We start from the raw sequence: 22,528 nt of genomic DNA on the forward strand, positions 1-22,528 counted from the left end.
ACTCGAACTTGAACTGCTGCGGCGTATTGTCTTTCACCGCCTTGGCCAGCCAGCTCATCTCATCGGCCGTCACCTTCGGTGGACGCCCCGGGATCGGCTTGGCCAGCAGGGCGTTTTGGCCGCCATTGGCAAAGTCTGCTAACCAGCGAAACACCGTGCGCGGGTTGACACCGTAGGCGGCTGCTACGCTTTGCACCGATTGGCCCTCTCGAATCGCCTTGACGGCTTGCTGGCGCATGACCTGGAGGGTGTGGTGGTCAATCCCGCGGGCGTCAGAGTTTCGTTTGCATTTCATGAAGAAAATTATCACATGAAATGGCATTACTTTCTAAAAGGTTAGTAACCGACCTCCTGACGGCTGTGTGACAGCCGGGCGCTGCTCGTGCAACAACGCAGCGCCAAGAGCCGGCGGATATGGGCCATGGCATCGCAATCACGTAAGCGATCTCTTATAATGGCTGCTATTCCACACTGAGCCAGGCCAATATCCTTCATGAAGTGGTTTATCCTCATCCTGTTTATCCTGTCGACCTGTTACATCCATTACCGTGGCAAGGTGCGACTGCGGTTCTTCCGCCAACTGTCCGACCATTCCACCTTCCTCGCCCCGCTGAACGTGCTGATGTACCTGTTCTCCAAGGTGCCGAGCCAGCCGTATCTCGAGACCAAGGATTTCCCGGAGCTGCAGGTGCTGCAGGACCACTGGGAAGAGATTCGCGAGGAGGCGCAGCAGCTCTATCAGATGGGCCAGATCAAGGCCTCCGACCAATACAACGATGTCGGCTTTAACTCTTTCTTCCGTACCGGCTGGAAGCGCTTCTACCTGAAGTGGTATGAGGACAGCCACCCGTCGGCGGCGCAGCTGTGCCCGAAGACCACTGAGCTGTTGCGCGGCATCGGCACCGTCAAGGCGGCGATGTTCGCCGAACTGCCACCGGGCAGCCGCCTGGTACAGCACCGCGACCCCTACGCCGGCTCGCTGCGCTACCACCTGGGCCTAGTCACTCCGAACGATCCGGGCTGCTACATCTCGGTGGACGGCCAGCCCTACCACTGGCGTGACGGCGAGGCGGTGATGTTCGACGAGACCTATCTGCACTACGCCCAGAACACCACGCAAGAAAACCGCATCATCCTGTTCTGCGACGTGGAGCGCCCGCTGACCGCACGCTGGGTGGCCGCCATCAACCGCTGGTTCGCCCGCAACGTGATGACCGCGGCCAGCTCGCCGAACGAAACCGGCGACCGCACCGGTGGCCTCAACCGCGCCTTCCGCTACGTCTACCAGATCCGACTGGTCGGCAAGCGCCTGAAAGCCTACAACCGCTCACTGTACTATCTGGTGAAGTGGGTGATGTTCGGCGGCCTGTTCGCGCTGATCTTCCTGCACTAAGCCCCGCTTTCGCCGCCTTGTGCGGTGTCCACGTTGGCCGAACACGACGGTATTTCGCCGCCCGGTTCGGCCAATTGCTTTCTCGCGGCTCAATCCTCCGCAACACGATCGACGTTCATCATGTCCGCTGCCCCCCCCTTCCCTTGTCCGCCGGCGTACCGCTGCGCTCGCGTTTCGCCTGCATGGCGTTGTTCTTCGCCAGCGACCTCCCCTATGCCACTTGGGGCATCCACATCCCCACCATCCGCGAACGCTTCAGCCTGTCCGACGCGACGCTGTCGCTGGCGATGTTCGCCGTGGCCGGCGGCGCCATCCTGGCAATGGGCCCGGTAGGGCGCTGGGTGGTGCAGGTCGGCACCGCCCGCGCGGTACGACTGGCAGCTTGGCCGTTTAGCTTGGCGATCGGCACGCTGATGCTGCCGCCGAGCTTCGCCACCCTGCTGCCGTTGCTGCTCGCCTTCAGCATCGCCAACGCCAGCTACGACGTGGCGATGAACGCCCAGGCAGCCACCGTCGAGGCGGCACACGGCCGGCCGATCATGTCCTCGCTGCACGGCATGTTCAGCATGGGCGGCATGGTCGGCGCGCTGGCCGGCGGCGGGCTGATCTCGCTGGGCGTCTCCCCCTGGCTGCACTGCGCTGCGGTCGGGCTGTTCGTGCTACTGGCCACCCGCTTGGGCTTCCCGCACCTCTTGCCCGAAGCGCCGCCCACCGTCACCACCTCGGCCGAACACGCCCATCACGCCGGCCGGCGGCTGTGGTGGATCGGCGGCCTGGCATTTTTGGGCCTGGTCGGCGAAGGCGCAATGTACGACTGGACCAGCGTCTACATGCGCGACGTGGCACTCAGCCCGGCCGCGCTGGCCGCCGCCGGCTATGCGGCGTTCTCGGGCGGCATGGCGCTGGGCCGCTTCGGTGGCGACTGGCTGCGTATCCGTTTCGGCGCCCGTGCTCTACTCACCGGCAGCGGCTGGACCGGCTTTATCGGCGTCGCGCTGGCGCTGCTGTTGCCCTACCCGCTGGTGGCGCTGCTCGGCTTCACCCTGATGGGGCTGGGGGCAGCCAATATGGTGCCGTTGTTCTTCGTGGCTGCCTCGCGGCTCGATGGCGTACCGCCGGCCGAGGGGATCACCGCCGTGTCGAGGCTGGCCTACGTCGGCATGTTGCTCGGCCCGGTGCTGATCGGCGCGCTGGCCCATGCCACCGATTCGCTGCGCATCGGCCTGGCGCTTGTGGCGCTCGCGATCGGCCTGATCGCCGTCTGCGGCGTGCGCTTCCTACCGGCCGAAACTGCTCGTTGAGCGACACCGCCCCACGAACAAGGAACTGGCCGCTCATTAAGACCCATGAATACATAGCTAGCCCGGTACCGACTGAAACGCCGGCATTGCTTTCGCAACGCGAAGCGCCTGTAGCTAAAGCTGCGTGCCCTACCAACTGAAGCCCCGCGAAACCCGCTAATCGCCTCCAATCTTTCATGGCGCTAGCGGTCAGAAGCAGACCTTCACCTGAACTCGCCTACAGGTGCGCCGCATGTGGTTGCCCCTCCCTGACGATGGGAAGAGACAAGGCGTGCTACGGACGTCCGAACGGCCACCGGCGGGTTCTCCAACCAGCGCCTTACCTGCGCCAAATGTTCGGTGCGGCTTGTCAGGGGCCGGAGAGCTTCAAGCGCCACACCCTCGCAATAGGGCAATTTGGCGTTCTAGACTGTTAGCTCGGCGCCGGCTAATTTGCAGTAAACCCAAAGCGACTCCGCCTCTCCCACTTGTCGTTTGCCTGCCGCCGTCCCTTTCGTTGTAGGCGGCCGCGCTGGATCACCATGAACAGCGCGCGTTGGGTCGCACTTGAACGAGCCACGCCCCTCCTCTCGCGTGTCGCGTCATGAATGTCTGCCTTACGTCAGGAGTTCGCCCACTTTGTAGTGGTGCGCTTGAACGTGCCTACCTCGAGGCAGGTCTAATTGGAGTACCTTAGCGACTGTTAGTTGGCAAAGGGAAATACACATTACAGACAGGGAGTTTGGATGTGTGCTGGCTAGATGCGCACTATACCCGGATCTTGATTCGGCTAAATCGGTGCAATCACGAACAGTTTGCAAAGCGACTCAATGAGCAGCTTGCCCACACCCTTAGCCAAACCCTTCTGACAGGCACACTTTCCATACTTTGCAGTGGTTGCGGGACACCCCAGTTTTCGTCCGTTGATATTTCCCTAGAACCGAAATCGGAGACACAAAAGCAAATTGACACCCTCATATGCAAAAATGAGGCAAATATTGAGTCCGACACTGCGCATAAGGAGGAAGGAGCGGCGGCTATCGGATTGACGGTCATTGGCGCCTCCATTCTTACGGTCATTGGCGCCCCTATTGCCTTCGTGATGGAGAAAGCCAAGCAGCGTGAGGTCTACAAGTCCTGTATGGAGGCGAAAGGCTATCGAGTGCTTCCGCCGAACGATGCCATAACCACTATGGCGAACTCCACTTCGAAGTCGCCGCCACTCCCTGTCCAACCCTCAAGCCCCGCTGCAACGGTAGCTGTCTCTAGTAAATACGCGCCCATTAAGCCGGCGCCCACGGTACCAGCACCAATCAAGCAGGTAGCAATAAAACCAATCCCCTCTGCACCCGCCGCAACCAAGCAATCAGCGATTAAGCCAGCGCCGGCCACTCCAATGCCAACGGCAACAGTTCTAGCCGCGCCGGCAGTTGCCGCCCCAGTACCGACCTCATCGGCAGTGACTACGCCAGCACCAGTCGCTCCGGTGCCAACGGCAACAGCTCTAACTGCGCCGACAGTTGCCGCCCCAATACCGACCGCATCAGTACTGAGCAAACCAGTGCCGGCCGCACCTGAAACAACAGCAACAGCTCTGACCGTGCCGACACCGGCCACCCCAGCGCCAACCGGTTCGGCACTGACCACGCCAACACCAGTCGCTCCGGTGCCAACGGCAGCAGCTTTAACTGCGCCGGCAGTTGCCGCCCCAGTACCGACCGCATCGGCACTGACCAAGCCAGCGCCGGCCGCGCCAGAACCAACGGCAAGAGCTCCAACCATGCCGGTAATTGCTGCCCCAGTACCAACCACATCGGCACTGACCAAGCCAGTACCGGCCGCGCCAGAACCAACGGCAACAGCTCCAACCATGCCGGTAATTGCTGCCCCAGTACCGACCGCATCGGCACTGAGCAAACCAGCGCCAGCCGCACCAGAACCAACAGCAACAGTTCTAACCGCGCCGGCAGCAGTCGCCCCAGCACCACCAACCGCTTCGGCGGTGACCACGCCAACACCAGCCGCTCCGGTGCCAACGGCAACAGCTCCAACCATGCCGGCAATTGCTGCCCCGGTACCAACCACATCGGCACTGACCGAGCCAGTACCGGCCGCGCCAGAACCAACGGCAACAGCAATAACCACACCCGCAGCTGCCGCCCCAGTACCCACTGAATCGGCACCAACGATGCCCGTTCCAGTCATAGCAGTTCCAACGCCATCGGCACTGACCACGCCAGCGCCAACCTCACCCCTGATCATCAAGCTGCGAAAGCTCAGAGAGGCATTTGCTAATGGCACCATCAGTACAGATGTCTATGAGCAGAAGCGAAAAGAGATCCTTGAAAGTCCGTAGCGATAGCGTGAACGAGAGATAGAGGCGTGCTTGCCCTGTGCAACCTGCGTTCTATCCAGAAGGGCATCCCAATATCACCAGTTCACCAGGAGCACCCCGCCCAACTTGCCTCACGCAAATAGCAGTGGCAAGCGGCTCGCTCACGCACCCTACCCGACCGATTCGCGTCCTGGACCGTTGCCGGGCCGGGTGACACTATTCGGTCACGCCTGATACCTCTGGCCTCGGTTCCAAGCGAGTACGCATGACCCAGGCGTCCGCTTGATCGTCGCACGGTTCAACACCCTGATGGGGCTGGAGGCGGCCAATATGGTGCCACTGTTCTTCGCAGCCGCCTCGCGGCTCGTAAGCGGCACCACCCACGACAAGTAGATCTTTCGGCAAACGGGCCGTTGTCTGGAGCAGGCCACGCAACGCCCCTCGACGGGGCTAGCGGCATCGTCGACAATCGATCGTCATTTTGCAGACGATTCGTGCCCATGCTGAAAAGAAGAGCATTCACCACCTTGCTAGGCATCGCCCTGTTCGCAGGCCACGCAGCGGCGGAGCAAACAGAGGCGCCATCGGGACCGGCAATGACGGTCCGCTTCGATTACTACCCCAAGGACTACCCGCAGATTCGCGCACTGGAGCATCGGCTAGAAAGCGCGATAAAGCGTGCAGCGGTTGGCGAGCTCGGCGAGACCGAATTTCACCTTGATGGCAATGATGGCTTTTTATACATGGACGGCCCTGATCCCGACCGACTGTATGGGGTGGTGAGTCCCATCCTGAAATCGTCCAGGCTGATGGCCAATGCCGAAGTCACGAAGCGTTACGGTGCCCGCACGGAAACATTCGTGATACACCGAACCGGCACGCGATAACGATGCGGCTGTCGAAATCTCGTCTGGGGTATCCCAGTGCCAATCGGTCATGGCCGCCCGCTGAAGGGAGCGTTAAAAGGCCGGTTAGGGTCGCGGGCCATTCTTTGCCCTGACCCGGCTCGGCCAACGTGCGCTAGAACGACATGAAAAAGGCCGGTGAAAACACCGGCCTTTTGAGTTTCTATGGAGTGCGATGGGCCATACGCGTCACTGGGCTGGTAAGCCCATGTTGCCCGCGTAGCCGTCGGCCCAGCCCCACGACGACGGCACTCCAGGTTCGGTTCGACAGGGGCTTTATCGCCCGTTGCCCACTAGGGCCTGGCCCTTGCGCGCCAACGGTAAGGAACTGCTCGCCTTCACTTCGCGCAGCGACAGGCTGGAGCGAATCGACGACACGCCGGGCAGCTGGCGCAACACGTCGCGGATGAAGATGCCGTAACTCTCCAGGTCGGTCGCCACCACTTGCAACAGATAGTCGCTCTCGCCGGTCAGGTTGTGGCAGGACAGCACCTCGGGAATCGCCTGCACCGCCTCCTCGAAGCGCAGCGGCGCCTCGCCGGTGTGGCTGCCGAAGCCGACGTGGACGAAGGCTAGCACGCCATAACCCAGCCGCTGCCGGTCCAGCACCGCTTGATAACCTTGAATGAAACCATCGCCCTCCAGCCGTTTCAGGCGGCGCCAGCACGGCGTCTCGCTGAGAGACAGCTGTTCGGCCAGCTTCGCGTTGGACAGCCGGCCATCCTGCTGCAGCAGGCTCAGTAAGGCGCGGTCGGTATCGTCGAGATCGGACTTTGCAGGAGTCATTCTGATATAAGCCATTAACGGAAAGATTCTTTCCATATTGTGCGAATTTTCGTAATAAATAGCAAAGCAATTCCACCGCAAGCAGCGCACACTGACACCATCTCGATCTCCTCTGCCGGAGCTTGCCATGCTGTCTCTGTCCGTCCTCTCCCTGTATCTGGCCGCCCTGGTGGCCGTGTATGTGCTGCCGGGGCCGGACATGGCCATGGTGATGGCCACTTCGGCAAGCCGCGGCGTCAAGACCGGGCTGCGCACGGCGGTCGGTATCGCCGCGTCCCGCTTTCTGCATGTGATGATGTCGGGGCTGGGCCTGGCCGCCCTGCTGGCCACCCACCCGCTGCTGTTCGACGCGGTGCGCTGGGTCGGCGCCGTCTATCTGCTGTGGCTCGCATGGAAGGTGGTGCGCGCCAAGCCGGCCGAAACAGCGACCAACAGCGCACCAGAGACGCACGGCTCGGCGATCGCCCGTGGTTTTCTGACCAATCTGCTCAACCCGAAGGCGCTGATGTTCTGCGCACTGTTCCTGCCACAGTTCGTCTCGCCGGCCCATGGCGCGGTACTGCCGCAGTTTGTGCTGCTGGGGGTGATCCTGGTTGCGGTCGGTTTCTGTTTCGATACCGCCTATGCCTTCGCCGCCGGCGGGTTGGCGCGGCGCCTGAAAGGTCGCCGCTCGATGGCGAAGCTACAGAAGGGCCTGCTCGGTAGCGTGTTCGTGGTAATGGCCGGCCGACTGATGATGGGCTGACCCCCTTCCTCGCCCCTTTTCGGCACCAAGGCGGTGCAGGCCAAGACCACCTGCACCGCGATCAGGCCGCCATAGTCTCGACACCGACCGGCTGCGCCTCACCTTCCCACACCAGCCCGTCTATCAGCACACTGCGCCGCCGCTCCCCTGACGGCAACGGCACACCCAACAACCCTGCTGCCTCACGGTACAGGCCGGTCCGATTCACCGTGGCGACCAGTTGTGGGTCGACCGCCTCGCGCAGCAGACCCCAGCGGCGGAACTGCCCGATGAACCATTCCGCGTCGGACAGATACGGATAATTCACCTCCCCGTCCGCATGAAAACGCAACGGCCGCGCCCCCGGCGCCAGGGTAGTGCCGATCAAGCTCGGCGCGATCAGCTCGGCCGGCAGGCCGATCAGCCCCGGTTCCGCCAGCCACTGTGCCGCCTGGAGTCGGTGCACTGGGTCGTCCAGCCATCGACAGGCATCGAGTAGCGCCATCACCAGTGCCCGCGCACTATTGGGATAACGCTCGACAAAATCGCGCCGGCAGGTCAGCACTTTTTCGGGGTGATCGGGCCAAATCTCACTGCTGCTGATCACGCTGCGCCCACTGCCATCGGCCTCGGCCACGCTGTGCCAAGGCGCGCCGCAGCAGAAGCCGTCCAGCCCGTCGCGGGCCAGCGCGGCGGCCATTGCCGGCGGCGGCAGCGTGACACTGTCGACCTCCTTCATCGGGTCGATCTGGTTGGCCGCCAGCCAGTAGTTGAGCCACAACGCATGCGTGCCCGTTGGTGAGGTGTGGGCGAAGCTTGACCGACCGCCGCGCTCGATCAATACCTCGCGCAGCGGCCGTCCCGCCTGCAGCGCATCAACCAGAGACCGCGCCAGCGTGATCGCCTGGCCGTTCTGGTTAAGCGTCATCAGCACCGCCATATTGACCTGCGCTCCACCGAGGCCCAGCGTCATCGCATACGCCATCCCGTACAGCGATTGCGCGGCATCGAGTTCGCCATTGCAGAGCCGGTCGCGCAGTACGGACCAAGATGGCTGGCGACTCAGTTCCAGCGTCACCCCGTAGCGGCGGCCGAGTCCTAGCCGGCTCGCGACCAGAAGCGGTGCGCAATCGCTCAGCGGCAGGAAACCCAGTCGCAGATGGCGTTGCTCGGGAGCGTGAGAACCGGCGACGGGTAGGAGGGATATTCGGGGCATGGCAGGACTCCTTTTGCAATGACAACAACCGGCGTCGCCGTTTATCGGCGCGACGCCGTCATGTTGCAATGCAAAATCCATGCCGGAATGCAAAAACGCGGCGGCCAGCCTCCAGCACGCGGCGAACCGCACCAGGGTTATGACCATGCAGGAACAGGCGCGGCCTCAGCCCTGACGTGCCGCCAGCTCGGCCCCGTCGCTCTCCTGCTCTCCCAGCCTGGCGCGCATCGCCTCCATCTGCTGCAGCCGCGCACTGATGTCCGGCCAGTTGCGCGCGTTCAGTGCAGCGATCACCGCGTCGACCAGCATCATCAGCGGTGTGTTGCTGTCCCAGCCGGCCGGGCCGGCGGTATGCGCCACCAGCGTGTAGCGCGCCACCCGCGAGATCGGCGACAGCCACTGGTCTGTGAACAGCACCACCGTCGCCTTGCGCTCGGCCGCCATTGCCGCGAAGGTGGCCGCCTCGTCCCAGTAGCGACGGATGTCGAAAACCACCAGCACGTCAGGCCTGCCCATGTCGACCAGGGTGTCGGCCCAGCTCGCCGGCAGACCGCGCAAGTGATGGACGCTGGGCCGCACCACCTTGAGGTGGTGGCTCAGGTAGGACGCCAGCGACTCGGTGAGCCGGCCACCGAGCAGCCAGATGCGTACGCGGTTGTCGGCGAGCAGACCGACCACGTCGTCGAACTCGGCGCGCGGCAGATTGGTCACCGTAGCGCGGATCAGTTCGGTCAGACGCCGCGCGTGGGTCGCGAGGAAATCATCGTCATCGACCAGTTCGCTCGGGTTGTAGCGCAACAGCGGCGACTGCAGCCGAGCCTCCAGCTCCCCGCGCAGTGCGACCTGAAAGGCAGCATAACTGTCGAAGCCGAGCTTACCGATAAAACGCAGCACGGTCGGCCCGCTGACGTCCGAGCGCGCCGCCAGCAGCGCGATCGTCTCCAGCCCGGCCATCGGGTAGTTGGCCAAGAGCACGCGGCCGATTTTGCGCTCGGTCGGGGTCAGCGTGTCGAACAGCTGGCGCAGCTCTTCGGCGATCGAACGGCGTCCTTCCATAGGCATTCTTCCCTCTCGTCCGGCCAGTCTGGGGTGGCCTGCTTCCGATTGTAGGCGATCGATCACGCCGCCCTCATTAAGAAATTAAATTTTGTTACAAATCAAACTTGATTCGATGAAATCTAATTTCTATTACCAAATGACAGAAGAGTGCAGATGCCCTCGTCAGAACAGGCATTGCGAGCGAGAGAGGTGATCATGGAGCCACTGCAAGTCAACACCGCCGAGGATCTGCGTACCCTAATCGAAGAGCGCCATCTGCGCCATATCAAGGTCGGCCTCTACGACATCGACGGCGTGATGGCCGGCAAGTACCTGACCCGAGACAAGTTCCTGTCCGCGCTCGACAACGGCTTCGGATTCTGCGACGTGGTGTTCGGCTGGGACGTGGGCGACCGGCTCTACGACAACACCCGGCTGACCGGCTGGGGCAAGGGCTATGGCGACGCAGAGATCCGGTTGATCCCCGAGTCCTGCCGCGAGTTGCCGCTCGAAGACAATATGGTCCTAGTGCAGGGCGAGGTGGCCGGCCGGCTCGAAGGGCTGTGCCCGCGCGGCCTGCTGCGCCGGGTGCTCGAGCGCGCCCGCGCGATGGGCCTCGAGGCGTTTGCCGGCTTCGAATACGAGTTCCTCGTCACCGACGAGAGCAACGAGGCGCTGCAGGCGCGCGGCTATCGCCACCCCAAGACGCTGGGCACCGGCGCGTTCGGCTATTCGGTGCTGCGCAACTCGGTCAATACCGAGTTCTACCACGGTCTCTTGGACCTGTGCGACGCGATGCGCATGCCGATCGAGAGCTTTCACGAGGAGACCGGCCCAGGGGCGCTCGAGGCGGCGCTGTGCTACGACAAGGCGCTGCCGGCCGCCGACAACGCTGCCCTCTTCAAGACTTTCTCCAAGGTATTGGCCGAAAAGCAGGGCCGGATGGTCAGCTACATGGCCAAGTGGAGCGAAGACCATTCCGGCCAGGGCGGCCACATCCACATCTCGCTAAAGCACCCCGACGGCAATGCGGCGTTCCATGACCCTGCCGAGCCGTACGGCATCAGCCGCACGATGCGCCACTTCATCGGTGGCCTGCAGCGACTGATGCCCGAGTTCCTGAGCCTGGTCGCCCCCACCGTCAACAGCTTCCGCCGGCTGGTGCCGGGCTTCTGGGCGCCGACCAGCGCACTGTGGGGCATCGACAACCGTACCGTCGCGTTCCGCGCGATTCCGGGTAGCCCCAAGGCGCAGCGGATTGAGTTCCGCCTGCCCGGCGCCGACGCCAACCCCTATCTCGCGCTCGCAGCGGGGCTTGCCGCCGGCCTCTACGGCATCGAGCACCAGATCGAGCCGGAAGAACCGGTCGCCTCCAACGGCTACCTGCTCGACGCCCCGCCACACCTGAAGCTGCACCGCACGCTGTGGGACGCGGCGCAGGCACTGAAGGCATCGAGCACCGCGCGCGACTGGTTCGGCGACGACTTCGTCGAGCACTTTGCCGCCACCCGCGAGTGGGAAGAACGCGAATTCCAGCGCCACGTCACTGACTGGGAGCTGCAACGCTACTTCGAGATCATCTGAGATGAGCCAGACCTTCTCCGTTATCACCCCTATTGACGGCAGCGTACTGCTTGAGCGCGCCTACGCGAGCGACAACCAGGTCGCGGCAGCGCTTACCGCCGCCCGCGATGCCCGGCACGGCTGGCGTGCGACCACGTTGACCGAACGCATCGCGCTGGTCGGCCGCGCCGTCGACTGGCTGGTGGCGAACAAGGTCCGCGCCGCCGACGCAATCACCCGCCAGATCGGCCGTCCTATCTCGCAGTCGCCCGGCGAGATCGGCGGTCTGGAGGAACGCGCCCGCTACATGATGGCCATCGCCGACGAGGGCCTGGCCGACATCCGGCCGACGACAAAGGCCGGCTTCGAGCGCTTCCTGCGCCGCAAGCCGCTCGGCACCGTGCTGGTGCTGGCGCCGTGGAATTACCCCTTCCTCACGGCGATCAACACCCTCGTACCTGCGCTGATCGCCGGCAACACAGTGATCCTGAAGCATTCGTCGCAGACGCCGCTGGTGGCTGAACTGTTCGACGAGGCGTTTCGCTCCGCCGGCCTGCCCGCCGGGGTGTTCCAGATCCTGCACCTGGACCATGACGCAACGCTCAAGCTGGTCGGCGCGCCGGAGATCGACTTCGTCGCGTTCACCGGTTCGGTCGATGGCGGCCGCGCGGTGCAACAGGCGGCAGGCCGGCGCTTCATCGGCGTCGGCTTGGAGCTCGGTGGCAAGGACCCGGCCTATGTGCGCAACGACGCCGACCTGCCGTCGGCGATCGACAACCTGGTCGACGGCGCATTCTTCAACGCCGGCCAGTCCTGCTGCGCCGTCGAGCGCATCTACGTGCACCGCCGCCACTACAAGGATTTCGTTGACGGCTTTGTCGAGCTGACCCGCGCCTACCGCTTCGGCAACCCGCTCGATTCCAAGACCAATCTAGGGCCGATGGTGCGCGCATCAGCCGCCGACTCTGTGCGACGTCAGATCGCCGCCGCTGTCACTGCCGGCGCGAAGGCGCTGATCCCGGCCGGCCATTTCGCCGTCGATGCCCCCGGCAGCGCCTACCTCGCGCCGCAGGTGCTGGTGGGGGTGGACCATACTATGAGTGTGATGTGCGACGAGAGCTTCGGCCCCGTCATTGGCATCATGCCGGTCAACGACGACCTTGATGCGGTACGGCTGATGAACGACAGCCGCTACGGCCTGACCGCCTCGATCTGGACCCGCGACCGCGACGCGGCGATCCGGTTCGGCGAGGCGATCGACACCGGCACTGTTTTTATGAACCGCTGCGACTATCTTGACCCGGCGCTGGCCTGGACCGGAGCCAAGGACAGCGGCCGCGGCGTGTCGCTGTCGGTGCTCGGCTACGCCCAGCTCACCCGCGTCAAATCCTTTCATCTCAAGGGGTAAGCCATGCAGCTCTCGGGCAACTGGAACTATCCAACTGCGATCCGCTTCGGCGCCGGCCGCGCCAGCGAGCTGCCGGCGCTGTGCCGTGAGCTCAACATCAAGCGCCCGCTGATCGTCACCGACCCGGGCCTGGCCCGCCTGCCACTGATCGCCCGGCTCACCGACTATCTGCTGTCTGCCAATCTGGTCGCCGACGTGTTCTGCGACCTGCGCCCCAACCCGGTCGGCCGCGACGTGGAAGCCGGCGTCGACGCATACCGAGCAGGTGCGCACGACGGCATCGTCGCGGTGGGGGGAGGCAGCGCGATCGACGTTGGCAAGGCCATCGCGCTAATGGTCGGCCAGAAGCACCCGTTGTGGGAGTTCGAGGACGTCGACGACAACTGGACGCGGGTCCACGTGGCTGGCATGGCGCCGGTGATCGCCGTACCGACCACCGCCGGCACCGGCTCCGAGGTGGGCCGCGCCTCGCTGATCATCGACGAGAGCGAGCATCGCAAGGTGATCATATTTCACCCGGCGATGCTGCCGAAGATTGTATTGGCCGACCCGGAGCTGACCATTGGCCTGCCCCCGCACCTGACCGCCGCCACCGGCATCGACGCGTTCGTGCACAACCTCGAAGCGTTCTGCTCGCCGCTCTACCACCCGCTGGCGCAGGGCGTGGCGCTGCAGGGCATGAAGCTGGTGCATGACTGGTTGCCCAAAGCCTACGCCGACGGTACCGATATCGAGGCACGCTCGCACATGCTGGCAGCGTCGATCATGGGGGCCACTGCATTCCAGAAGGGACTGGGCGGCGTACACGCACTGTCGCACCCGATCGGCGCGGTGTTCGACACCCACCACGGTCTTGCCAACGCGGTGATGCTGCCCTACGTGCTGCAGCGCAACCGCGCCGCGGTAAAGGACAGCCTTGCCGAGGCGGCACATTATATCGGCCTCGCCGACACCAGCTTCGATGGGTTTCTCGACTGGGTGTTACAGCTGCGTTCGCAGCTCGGCATCCCGCACTCACTGGCCGAAATCGGCATCGACGCCAGCCGCGCCGACGAAATCGGCCGCATGGCCAAGCTCGACCCGAGCGATGGCAGCAATCCGGTGGAGTTGACGCCGGATGACTACAGCGCGTTGTTTTGCGCTGCTGTGGAAGGAAAGATCGATGGCTAAACTCAAACCGATCATCGGCCTGACTACCTACCCCCCGGGGCCGGGCCATGGTCATCACACTCCAGATGCTTATATTCGTGGCGTGGTACGCGCCGGCGGCGTGCCAGTACAACTACCGCATATCGGGCCGGACATGGTCGATGACTGGCTGGACGCCATCGACGGTGTCGTACTGATCGGCGGCGGCGACATCAACCCCTCGCTTTACAATGGTGGCAACCACCCCGAGATCTACAACCTCGACCCCGAGCGCGACAGCACTGAACTGGCATTGACGCTGGCGGTGATCGAACGGCGAATACCGACGCTGGCGATCTGCCGTGGCCTACAGCTGGTAAATACCGCACTCGGCGGCTCGCTACACCTGCACCTGCCCGATGCGGTCGGCAATAACGTGATCCACCGCGCAGTGCCACGCGAACCGGTACCGCACGCGATCACGATCGCGCCCGACTCCTTTCTCGCCTCGCTGCTCGGCGTCACCGAGACAGAGACCGCCTCCTGGCACCATCAGGCGATCGACCGCCTGGCCCCGTCGCTGGTACCGGTGGCATGGGCGCCCGACGGCGTGGTCGAGGCGGTCGAACTGCCGGGGCGGCCGGAACTGATCGCGGTGCAATGGCATCCCGAACTGACTGCCGAGCGCGACAAGCAGCAGCAGGCGCTGTTCGACTCCCTGATCAGAATGGCCTGCGTCTAACCCCCTCTTTATCAAGTCCGAAGTAAGCATAGTCTGGGCACGCGACTTCACCGCGCGCCTGGGCTCCCCCGGCTGGACTCGGCCGCCCCCCCCTGTGTCGACAAGAAACCCGACGAAGGATGCTACTCGACGTGCCAGTAATTGGCCTGATCGAATCGACACTGATGACCACGGCAACGTTTTGCCAACGCATACCCATCTTCTCGCCCTCTCGCAGATCAAGGCGTGGTACCGTGAAACGGTCGAGCGCAGCCACAAGGCGAGCCGTTGCGTGACATCGGCAGCGTACCGAAGGCGGCGACAGGCCGCTTCACTCAGCCGCCACGCAAGCCGAAGCTTGGCCGGCCCGAGCCGCACTAGTCCAACCTTACCGAATCACCATCCGGTCCACCCCGTGGTCCACTTTTCTTTGGGAACGCCATCATGAAAGTCGTCCACGTCGAACACCAGGGTCGACGCCTCGTCGGCCTGATCGACCCGCAGGGCCAGATCCACGATGCGAGCGAGCTGCTCACCGGTTTTACAGGCACGCCCTATTCCGATGCCTGGTTCGCCCGCCTTGGCGCCATGCCGGTTGAAGTGCTGCCGATGATAGAGAGGCCCGTCCGCTATCTGCCCTGCGTGCAGGGTGTCGGCAAGTTCATCGGCATCGGCCTCAACTACCGTGACCATGCGCTCGAAGCCGGCCTGCCACTGCCCAGACAGCCTATTGTGTTCGGCAAGTGGACCAGCAGCCTCTCTGGCGCGTACGACCCGATCCGGCTGCCGGAGGGCTCGATGCATACCGACTGGGAAGTGGAACTGGGCGTGGTGATTGGCAAGGCCGGCCACAACATCCCACAGGAAACAGCGCTTGAGCATGTCGCCGGCTACTGCGTCGTCAACGACATCACCGAGCGGCGCTGGCAGGGGCTGGACGGCGGCCAGTGGGCGCTCTCCAAGGGGGCGGATAGCTTCGGCCCGATCGGCCCGTGGCTGGTCAGCCGCGACGAGATCGCCGACCCGAACGCGCTCGCCCTATGGCTGGAGGTGGACGGCATACGCTACCAGAACGGCCATACCTCACAGATGATCTTCCCGGTCGCCGAGCTGATCGCCTACCTGAGCCGCTTCATGACATTGAAGCCGGGCGACGTGATCGCCACCGGCACGCCGGCGGGGGTCGGCATGGGCCACAAGCCGCCGGTCTACCTGAGACCCGGCCAGCACGTGAGGCTGAGTGTCGAAGGGCTAGGCATCCAGGAACACCTAGTCGACTAGTCCATGCGATCAGGCTCGCATGCGGCTGAAACAGGAAAGTTTACGGACCTTCGGCATGTCGAGCCTTATCACCCGCCAGCTTCGCGAAAGGGTCGCAAACTGCGAGCGGCCCCCAGGCAAAGCGAGAATGCCCACCCGGTCCTGGCACCGGTTTCCATAATGACCTAGGTGTGCCGTGCGAGGCACCGTCAACATAGGCCTGGCTCGCCGGGACCCATCGCTGACGAGCACGAAGAAATCATTGCCTCGCATCGCGGTGATTCGGGCGCCCTCTTGCCGCAGATTCTGCACAAGCACGACGAGAACAATACCCAGGAAGTGATCAAGCTTCTGGACAAACAGAAGTAATCGCTACGCTTCATCGCCCCCATCAAGACTTGACCTCGCGCAAGCGCGCCCCTAATGGCCGCCAATTGCAGCGGCCGGACATCGCCCGATCCACTATTCTGAGGGCGTCTTCCCCTCCCCCGAAACCGGCCGCCAACATGGAAGCGCCCCCCCGCGAAGCTGGGCAACCCGTACTGAGCCTCACCGCCATCAGCAAAGCGTACCGCAACGGTCGCGCACGCGTGGTGCTGCGCGACATCAGCCTTACGCTGACAAGCGGCGAGTACGTGGCGGTGATGGGCGAATCGGGGGTCGGCAAGTCGACGCTGCTCAACCTGATCGCGGGCCTGGATAGGGCCGATGGGGGGCGCATCGTGTTCGCGGGGCAGGACCTCGCCGAACTCGACGACGACGCGATGACCGCGCTTCGCCGCTCGGCGATGGGCTTCGTGTTCCAGGCCTTCCACGTGCTGCCACACCTGAGCGTGGAACAGAACGTTGCGCTTCCGCTGCTGCTCAATGGCGTGGGCCGCGCCGAATCGGCCGCCCGCGTGGCCGCGATGCTCGCTGCGGTGGGGCTCGCGGGGTTCGGGGCAAGCCGGCCGAGCGAACTTTCCGGCGGCGAACTGCAACGGGTCGCGATTGCCCGCGCATTGATCCATCACCCGCCGCTGGTGCTGGCCGACGAGCCCACCGGCAACCTCGACCCCGAAACAGCCGCACAAGTGCTGCGGCTGCTGCGTGACCGTATCAAGGCGGTGGGCGCGGCGGGCATTCTGGTCACGCACTCGGCGCTGGCCGCGGCGACAGCTGACAGGACCTTGCTGTTGACGAGCAAGGGGCTGGCTCCGCATGCGCCCGCCTCTCCGATCGGCGTCTGACCATGTCCGGGCTACGCCGAGCCGCCGCCGAACTGTTGCTGGGCGAATTGCGCGCCCATCCTTGGCCCGCGCTCGTCGGCGTGCTCGCCATCGCCATCGGCGTAGCGATGGGCTACGCGGTGCAGCTGATCAACCAGGCGGCGCTCGCGGAGTTTTCCCGCACGGTGAACTCATTGATGGGCAATGCCGACATCGAGATACGCGGGCCGCGCACCGGCTTCGCCGAGTCGCTCTACCCGCGAATCGCACGCCTGTCCGATGTCGTCGTTGCAAGCCCGGTGGTCGAGGCCGAGGCCTGGGTACCCCAGCACAAACAGGCGCTGAAGCTCGTCGGTATCGACGTCTTCCAGGCCGCCCAGGTGACACCGGGCTTGATCGGGCGGCCGAGCAGCCCGCGTTTGGCCAACCTCGATTTGCTCGGCACCGACACGGTGTTCCTCTCGCCGACGGCGCTCGCCTCGCTCGACCTCAAGCCCGGCGATGCGCTGACCGTTCAGGTCGGGCTCCGACCCGTCACGCTACGCATTGCCGGCGCACTGCCTGCGCTCGGCGAGGGATTGCACCTCGGCGTAATGGACATCGGTGCAGCACAGTGGCGGCTGGACCGGCTCGGCCACTTACAGCGTATCGACGTGAGGCTGCGCCCCGGCGTGGACGCCGCTGCCTTTGCAGAGACGCTGAACGCGCAACTGCCCGCCGGGGTCATCGCGAGCACGCCTCAGGACACCCGCCAAGGCACAGCCAGCCTGTCGCGCGCCTACCGTGTGAACCTCAACGTACTGGCACTGGTAGCGTTGTTCACCGGCGCCTTCCTGGTGTTTTCGAGCCAAGCGCTGTCGGTGCTGCGGCGGCGCTCGCAGTTGGCGCTGCTGCGCGCTCTGGGGGTGACGCGCTCCGGCCTTTTGAGACTGGTCCTGACCGAGGGTGCGCTGTTCGGTGCGCTCGGCGCCCTGCTCGGCCTGGCGCTGGGCTATGTACTGGCCGCCTTGGTGTTGCGTTACGCCGGCGGCGACCTCGGCGGCGGTTATTTCGATGGCGTTCGGCCAACCGTGCATTTCGACGCCGAATCGGCGCTGTTGTTCTTCGCGCTAGGGCTGTCGGCTGCGGTGCTTGGCAGCGCCGCCCCGGCCGGAGAGGCCGCCCGTGCCCAGCCTGCCCGGGCGCTCAAGGCCGGCGACGAGGAAGCGGCGCTCGCCAAGCTGCGCCCGCCGTGGTCGGGGCTCGTCGTCGTCGCTATCGGGATGGCGCTGACACAGGCGGGGCCAGTGTCCGGTCTGCCGGTATTCGGCTATCTCGCCATCGCGTTATTGCTCGTCGGCGCGATCATGCTGATGCCGTGGCTGGCCCATTCGGTGTTTAGTCGGCTACCCGCATCGCAGCGGGCCGTGTTTCATCTGGCCTACGCCCGGTTGGCCGGGGCACCGGGCCGGGCGGCGATCGGCCTCGCCGGCATTCTCGCCAGCTTCAGCCTGATGGCGGCAATGGTGATCATGGTGGCGAGCTTTCGCCAATCGGTCGACGACTGGCTGCAGGCGATCCTGCCCGCTCAGCTCTATCTGCGCGCCTCGCCAGGCGGCGATGCCGGCTATTTTTCCGAAGCGGCACAACGCATCATCGCGAGCACACCTGGCGTAGCGCGAGCGGAGTTCTCTCGCGTTAGCCAGGTACTGCTCGATGCCCGCCGTCCGCCGGTGACGCTGATCGCAAGACAGATCGACGCGCGCCAGCCAGGCCGGCGTCTGCCGTTGGTCGGCGCTGCACTCACCCTCGTCCCCGGCGACCCGCCCGCCGTCTGGGTCAGTGAGGCGATGGTGGATCTGTACGGCTTCCGGACCGGTCGGCTCATCGCACTGCCACTGGCGGGCCGGTCGGTGACCTTTGTCGTCGCCGGCGTGTGGCGCGACTATGCCCGCCAATACGGCACGGTGGCGCTGTCCCGCGATGACTACCGAGCTCTCACCGGAGACACGCACGTCAGCGATGCTGCACTGTGGCTGGCACCGGGCGCAGGGCCAGCTCAGATCGCCGAACGTCTGCGCCACCGACTAGCCGGCGGCGACAACGTCCAATATGTGCAGCCTGGAGAGATCCATGTGGCAAGCATGAAGATCTTCGACCGGAGCTTCGCCATTACCTATTTGCTGGAAACCGTGGCGGTACTCGTCGGCGTGTTCGGCATCGGCGCAAGTTTCAGCGCGCAGGCGCTGGCGCGCTCGCGCGAATTCGGGGTATTGCGTCACCTAGGCGTTACGCGCCGGCAAATCGGTGCCATGCTGGCACTGGAGGGCGCGCTGCTCGCGCTCTTGGGTGTGACGGCCGGGCTTGGGTTGGGCTGGTGCATCGCGCTGATCCTGATCCAGGTGGTCAACCCGCAATCGTTCCATTGGACCATGAGTGTGCACATGCCATGGCTGCTGCTCGTGCAGCTGGCGGCCGCCCTCGTGGTGGCCGCAGCGCTGACCGCGCTGGCCAGCGGCCGCCGGGCGATGTCGGCTGGCGCGGTGCATGCGGTAAGGGAGGACTGGTGAAACACTATTTCACGTTACTCTCGGGGCTGGCCATTTTCGCCGCACTGGCGGCGCAGGCGCTGCGAGCGTCACCGCCGACCTATCCGCCCGTAGAACCGGGCCGGTCGCTGCACTTCCCGCGCGATCACGGTGCGCACCCCGACTACCGTACCGAATGGTGGTATGTGACCGGCTGGCTGCATACCGATAGCGGGGCGCCGCTCGGTTTCCAGCTGACCTTCTTTCGCTCGCGCCCACCGCTCGACGAGGCCAACCCCTCACGCTTTGCGCCGAAGCAGCTGCTGTTCGCCCATGTGGCCTTGAGCGACCCCGCCACCGGGCATCTGCAATATGACCAGCGCGGCGCACGCATCGGATTCGGGCTGGCGGATGCCATCACCGCCGACACCGCCGTCAGCATCGACGGCTGGCTGCTGCGCCGCGGCGTGGACGGCACTTATTTCGCTACGCTCGCGGCACAGGGCTTCGCACTCGAACTCGCCCTTCAGCCAACACAGGCGTCGCTACTGCAAGGCGAAAACGGCTACAGCCGCAAGGGTCCAAGGCCGGAACAGGCCAGCTTCTACTACAGCCTGCCGCAACTGACGGTCAGCGGCACGGTGACGCGTCGCGGCAAGCCCGAACGCGTCAACGGCACAGCCTGGCTCGATCACGAATGGGCGTCGGCGCCGTTGGCAGTGGAAGCAACCGGCTGGGACTGGGTAGGCCTCAATCTCGACGATGGCGGTGCGCTGATGGCACTGCGCATCCGCGGCAAGGACGGCGGCACGTACTGGGCAGGTGGAAGCTGGCGCGCAGCCGACGGCAGCACTCACCCCCTGCCACCCGATTCGATCGCCTTCCATCCCCTGCGGCATTGGCGTTCACCACACACCGGCACCGACTACCCGGTGGCGATGCGGGTGCAGGCAGGCGGACTGCACCTCGATCTCGCACCATTGATGGACGATCAGGAACTCGACAGCCGTGCCACCACCGGTGCCGTGTATTGGGAGGGGGCGGTCACTGCACACTCCGCCGGCCGGACGATAGGACGGGGTTACCTCGAGCTGACCGGATATGCCGGCCGGCTCGTCTACTAAAAGCCTGTTCACGACCTTTTTGCGGCTGCGGCCAGGGACGAACGGCACCGCGATGCCGGCCTAGGAAGGGGGCGTCCATTTCATTAACAAAGCCGTAGACACCGACAAGGTGCTCGGCTGCCACATGGTTGGCCCGGACGCGGGGGAGATTCTGCAGGGCATTGCCGTGGCTTTGAAAGCGGGTGCCACAAAGGCGGTATTCGATGACACCATCGGCATCCACCTCACTGCAGCGGAGGAGTTCGTCACCATGAGAATGCCAGTCGACGAATGAACCGGCGCGCGTCAATGTAGTTGTCGCCTGATTCATGCAGCCAAAGGCTGTCTATTCGTGCCTTGGGTGGCCATGGAGACAACAGCTTCGCGCTCGGGATTGAGCGTCACGGTGCTGATGGGCGACCAATTCCGGGTGTTGCCTGCCCAGCGTGCAGGGTGGCGTCGGCGAGCCTCGGCATAGAGCACGTGACGGGCTGCGAGAATCAAATGATCTTCTCCCGCATGGCGCTGGGCGGGGCTCACGTAGCGGATGCCGCTGTGGCGATGCTCGACGTTGTACCAGTGCACGAAGCGGCTGGCCCAGGATCGGGCAGTCTCCAGATCCTCGAAGCCCTTGGCAGGAAACTCGGGGCGGTACTTGGCCGTACGGAAGAGGGCTTCAGCGTAGGCGTTGTCGTCGCTGACCCGGGGCCGCGAGTAGGACGGCTTGATTCCCAGCCAGTGGAGCATGGCCAGCACCGTGGTGGCCTTGAGCGTCGCACCGTTGTCCCCGTGCAGGATGGGTTTGTCAGCCAGGGCGGCAATGCCCTCCGATAGCGCGGTACGACGCACCAGATGTGCCGCGTGTTCGGCCGCATCACTGGCATGTACTTCCCAGCCAACGATCTTGCGGCTGTACAGATCCAGGATCAGGTACAGATGAAACCAACGCCCCGTCACCGTGGCGGGTAGATAGGTCATGTCCCAGCACCACACCTGGCCCGGTGCCGTGGCGACGTGAGTGCTCGGCGGGCGGGATGCCGCAGGGGCTTTGGCGCGACCCCGGCGAGCTGTTTGCCCTGCATCGCGCAGGATCCGCTGAAAGCTCGATTCGCTGGCCAGATAGAGGCCCTCATCGGCCAGCATCGGGACGATGCGGGCCGGCGGCAGCTCGGCAAAGCGGGCCTCGTTGGCCACTTCCAGCACCTGGGCGCGCTCCGCCGCGCTGAGCGCCCGATGGGAGGGGGCTCGCACGGCCTCGGGGCGGCGGTCACCCCGGATGAGGCCGTCTTCGGTCTTCCAGCGCTGCAGGGTACGCAGCGTGATGCCGGCGACTTCGCAGGCCGGGCGTAGCCGTGCCCCGGACTGCTTGGCCACATCGATATCCCGGGCCAGGCATTGGCGATCTTCGAGGCCGATCATTCGTCCTCGTCCCTGCTGAAGATCGCCGCCACTTTTTTTGACAGGACAAGCAGCGCTGCGGCTTCGGCCAGGGCCTTGTCCTTACGGCGCAGCTCCCGTTCGAGTGTCTTGATCCGGCGCTGATCCTGTTTGGTTTGCTGGGGGCTGGCACGGCACTCTTCCGGCTCCGCCAGCGCCTGGGTAGCCGCCTGACGCCATTGGACCAGCTCCTGCGGATAGACCCCGTGCTCGCGGCACCACGCGTTCTTGCCGGCTTCATCGAGGGCTGCCGTGGTGAGCACCGCCTCGAACCGGGCCGCCGCTGTCCATGCCCGCTCGCGAGCGGGCATGGACAGCGCATCACTACGCCAACGCTCCAGTGTCGCCACCCCCACACCGATCTCACGCGCAACCGCTTCCGCCGCCGCGCTCTCCGGCGGCAGCAACCGCGCCACCGCTCTATCTTTGAATTCCTGTCCGTATCGCGCCAAGTCGTTCTCTCATCATCGCCCCCGAGTTATGGATTCTATCGAGGCGACAACTATTTTGACGCGG

18 protein-coding genes and 1 pseudogene are annotated in these 22,528 nt (G+C 64.5%); 13 read left to right on the forward strand and 6 right to left on the reverse strand.

Features of this window, described 5'->3' with window-relative positions; all coding sequences use genetic code 11:
* The coding region (locus QU481_RS21450) for a helix-turn-helix domain-containing protein (RefSeq protein WP_289828410.1) at positions 1-295 on the reverse strand (295 nt) is incomplete at its 3' end.
* A 198-nt stretch (positions 296-493) separates the two neighbouring features.
* Here QU481_RS21450 and lpxO point away from each other — a divergent pair.
* Together lpxO and QU481_RS21460 are read left to right on the forward strand one after the other, a co-directional pair.
* On the forward strand, positions 494-1,393 hold the full coding sequence (gene lpxO / locus QU481_RS21455) for a lipid A hydroxylase LpxO (RefSeq protein ID WP_289832038.1): 900 nt from the start codon (positions 494-496) through the stop codon (positions 1,391-1,393).
* 182 nt (positions 1,394-1,575) lie between these two features.
* The gene (locus tag QU481_RS21460) at positions 1,576-2,694 is read left to right on the forward strand and encodes an MFS transporter (protein ID WP_289832039.1); all 1,119 of its coding nucleotides are present in this window, start codon (positions 1,576-1,578) and stop codon (positions 2,692-2,694) included.
* Positions 2,695-4,136: 1,442 nt separating this feature from the next.
* On the opposite strand, the gene QU481_RS21465 is transcribed toward QU481_RS21460, so the two are convergent.
* Complete coding sequence (locus QU481_RS21465; protein WP_289832040.1) at positions 4,137-4,856, reverse strand: hypothetical protein; 720 nt, start codon at positions 4,854-4,856, stop codon at positions 4,137-4,139.
* A gap of 652 nt (positions 4,857-5,508) precedes the next feature.
* Between QU481_RS21465 and QU481_RS21470 the strand changes: the two genes are divergently transcribed.
* Positions 5,509-5,895: a hypothetical protein gene (locus QU481_RS21470; protein WP_289832041.1), complete on the forward strand. Its 387-nt coding sequence runs from the start codon at positions 5,509-5,511 to the stop codon at positions 5,893-5,895.
* Between the two features lie 294 nt (positions 5,896-6,189).
* On the opposite strand, the gene QU481_RS21475 is transcribed toward QU481_RS21470, so the two are convergent.
* Positions 6,190-6,699, reverse strand: a complete 510-nt coding sequence (locus QU481_RS21475; RefSeq protein ID WP_289832042.1) for an Lrp/AsnC family transcriptional regulator — start codon at positions 6,697-6,699, stop codon at positions 6,190-6,192.
* Positions 6,700-6,826: 127 nt separating this feature from the next.
* Here QU481_RS21475 and QU481_RS21480 point away from each other — a divergent pair, with 127 nt between their 5' ends.
* Complete coding sequence (locus tag QU481_RS21480) at positions 6,827-7,444, forward strand: LysE family translocator (RefSeq protein WP_289832043.1); 618 nt, start codon at positions 6,827-6,829, stop codon at positions 7,442-7,444.
* A gap of 61 nt (positions 7,445-7,505) precedes the next feature.
* Here the strand turns inward: QU481_RS21480 and QU481_RS21485 are convergent, their stop codons facing one another.
* Positions 7,506-8,639 (reverse strand): CmpA/NrtA family ABC transporter substrate-binding protein, encoded by a 1,134-nt coding sequence (locus QU481_RS21485; RefSeq protein WP_289832044.1) that lies wholly within the window; start codon positions 8,637-8,639, stop codon positions 7,506-7,508.
* Between the two features lie 165 nt (positions 8,640-8,804).
* Complete coding sequence (locus QU481_RS21490) at positions 8,805-9,695, reverse strand: MurR/RpiR family transcriptional regulator (RefSeq protein WP_289832045.1); 891 nt, start codon at positions 9,693-9,695, stop codon at positions 8,805-8,807.
* Positions 9,696-9,893: 198 nt separating this feature from the next.
* Here QU481_RS21490 and QU481_RS21495 point away from each other — a divergent pair, with 198 nt between their 5' ends.
* The 9 genes from QU481_RS21495 (at position 9,894) to QU481_RS21535 (ending at position 20,870) form a co-directional block, all read left to right on the forward strand.
* The gene (locus tag QU481_RS21495) at positions 9,894-11,261 is read left to right on the forward strand and encodes a glutamine synthetase family protein (protein ID WP_289832046.1); all 1,368 of its coding nucleotides are present in this window, start codon (positions 9,894-9,896) and stop codon (positions 11,259-11,261) included.
* Between the two features lies 1 nt (position 11,262).
* A complete protein-coding gene (locus tag QU481_RS21500; RefSeq protein ID WP_289832047.1) occupies positions 11,263-12,648 on the forward strand; it encodes an aldehyde dehydrogenase family protein in 1,386 nt (461 codons plus the stop codon).
* Positions 12,649-12,651: 3 nt separating this feature from the next.
* Positions 12,652-13,818, forward strand: a complete 1,167-nt coding sequence (locus tag QU481_RS21505; RefSeq protein WP_289832048.1) for an iron-containing alcohol dehydrogenase — start codon at positions 12,652-12,654, stop codon at positions 13,816-13,818.
* The gene (locus QU481_RS21510; RefSeq protein ID WP_289832049.1) at positions 13,811-14,518 is read left to right on the forward strand and encodes a gamma-glutamyl-gamma-aminobutyrate hydrolase family protein; all 708 of its coding nucleotides are present in this window, start codon (positions 13,811-13,813) and stop codon (positions 14,516-14,518) included. The genes QU481_RS21505 and QU481_RS21510 overlap by 8 nt, the downstream gene beginning before the upstream one ends.
* Before the next feature lie 423 nt (positions 14,519-14,941).
* Positions 14,942-15,778: a fumarylacetoacetate hydrolase family protein gene (locus tag QU481_RS21515; RefSeq protein WP_289832050.1), complete on the forward strand. Its 837-nt coding sequence runs from the start codon at positions 14,942-14,944 to the stop codon at positions 15,776-15,778.
* A gap of 485 nt (positions 15,779-16,263) precedes the next feature.
* Positions 16,264-16,986: an ABC transporter ATP-binding protein gene (locus QU481_RS21520; protein WP_289832051.1), complete on the forward strand. Its 723-nt coding sequence runs from the start codon at positions 16,264-16,266 to the stop codon at positions 16,984-16,986.
* A 2-nt stretch (positions 16,987-16,988) separates the two neighbouring features.
* Positions 16,989-19,514 (forward strand): ABC transporter permease, encoded by a 2,526-nt coding sequence (locus QU481_RS21525; RefSeq protein WP_289832052.1) that lies wholly within the window; start codon positions 16,989-16,991, stop codon positions 19,512-19,514.
* The gene (locus QU481_RS21530; RefSeq protein WP_289832053.1) at positions 19,511-20,596 is read left to right on the forward strand and encodes a lipocalin-like domain-containing protein; all 1,086 of its coding nucleotides are present in this window, start codon (positions 19,511-19,513) and stop codon (positions 20,594-20,596) included. Before QU481_RS21525 ends, QU481_RS21530 begins: the two co-directional genes overlap by 4 nt.
* A gap of 109 nt (positions 20,597-20,705) precedes the next feature.
* Positions 20,706-20,870, forward strand: a complete 165-nt coding sequence (locus tag QU481_RS21535) for an oxidoreductase dimerization domain-containing protein (protein WP_289832054.1) — start codon at positions 20,706-20,708, stop codon at positions 20,868-20,870.
* Between the two features lie 32 nt (positions 20,871-20,902).
* Here QU481_RS21535 and QU481_RS21540 read toward each other — a convergent pair.
* Positions 20,903-22,464: pseudogene (locus QU481_RS21540) on the reverse strand (IS3 family transposase).
* Between the last annotated feature and the right edge of the window lie 64 nt (positions 22,465-22,528).

The sequence above is a fragment of the Crenobacter oryzisoli genome, assembly GCF_030385785.1.
GTDB classification, from domain to species: Bacteria; Pseudomonadota; Gammaproteobacteria; order Burkholderiales; family Chromobacteriaceae; genus Crenobacter_A; species Crenobacter_A oryzisoli.

Coding starts and splice junctions, on each gene's coding strand:
- lpxO (WP_289832038.1), top strand. CDS start 494: ATGAAGTGGTTTATCCTCATCCTGTTTATCCTGTCGACCTGTTACATC.
- QU481_RS21460 (WP_289832039.1), top strand. CDS start 1,576: ATGGCGTTGTTCTTCGCCAGCGACCTCCCCTATGCCACTTGGGGCATC.
- QU481_RS21470 (WP_289832041.1), top strand. CDS start 5,509: ATGCTGAAAAGAAGAGCATTCACCACCTTGCTAGGCATCGCCCTGTTC.
- QU481_RS21475 (WP_289832042.1), bottom strand. CDS start 6,699: ATGACTCCTGCAAAGTCCGATCTCGACGATACCGACCGCGCCTTACTG.
- QU481_RS21480 (WP_289832043.1), top strand. CDS start 6,827: ATGCTGTCTCTGTCCGTCCTCTCCCTGTATCTGGCCGCCCTGGTGGCC.
- QU481_RS21485 (WP_289832044.1), bottom strand. CDS start 8,639: ATGCCCCGAATATCCCTCCTACCCGTCGCCGGTTCTCACGCTCCCGAG.
- QU481_RS21490 (WP_289832045.1), bottom strand. CDS start 9,695: ATGGAAGGACGCCGTTCGATCGCCGAAGAGCTGCGCCAGCTGTTCGAC.
- QU481_RS21495 (WP_289832046.1), top strand. CDS start 9,894: ATGGAGCCACTGCAAGTCAACACCGCCGAGGATCTGCGTACCCTAATC.
- QU481_RS21500 (WP_289832047.1), top strand. CDS start 11,263: ATGAGCCAGACCTTCTCCGTTATCACCCCTATTGACGGCAGCGTACTG.
- QU481_RS21505 (WP_289832048.1), top strand. CDS start 12,652: ATGCAGCTCTCGGGCAACTGGAACTATCCAACTGCGATCCGCTTCGGC.
- QU481_RS21510 (WP_289832049.1), top strand. CDS start 13,811: ATGGCTAAACTCAAACCGATCATCGGCCTGACTACCTACCCCCCGGGG.
- QU481_RS21515 (WP_289832050.1), top strand. CDS start 14,942: ATGAAAGTCGTCCACGTCGAACACCAGGGTCGACGCCTCGTCGGCCTG.
- QU481_RS21520 (WP_289832051.1), top strand. CDS start 16,264: ATGGAAGCGCCCCCCCGCGAAGCTGGGCAACCCGTACTGAGCCTCACC.
- QU481_RS21525 (WP_289832052.1), top strand. CDS start 16,989: ATGTCCGGGCTACGCCGAGCCGCCGCCGAACTGTTGCTGGGCGAATTG.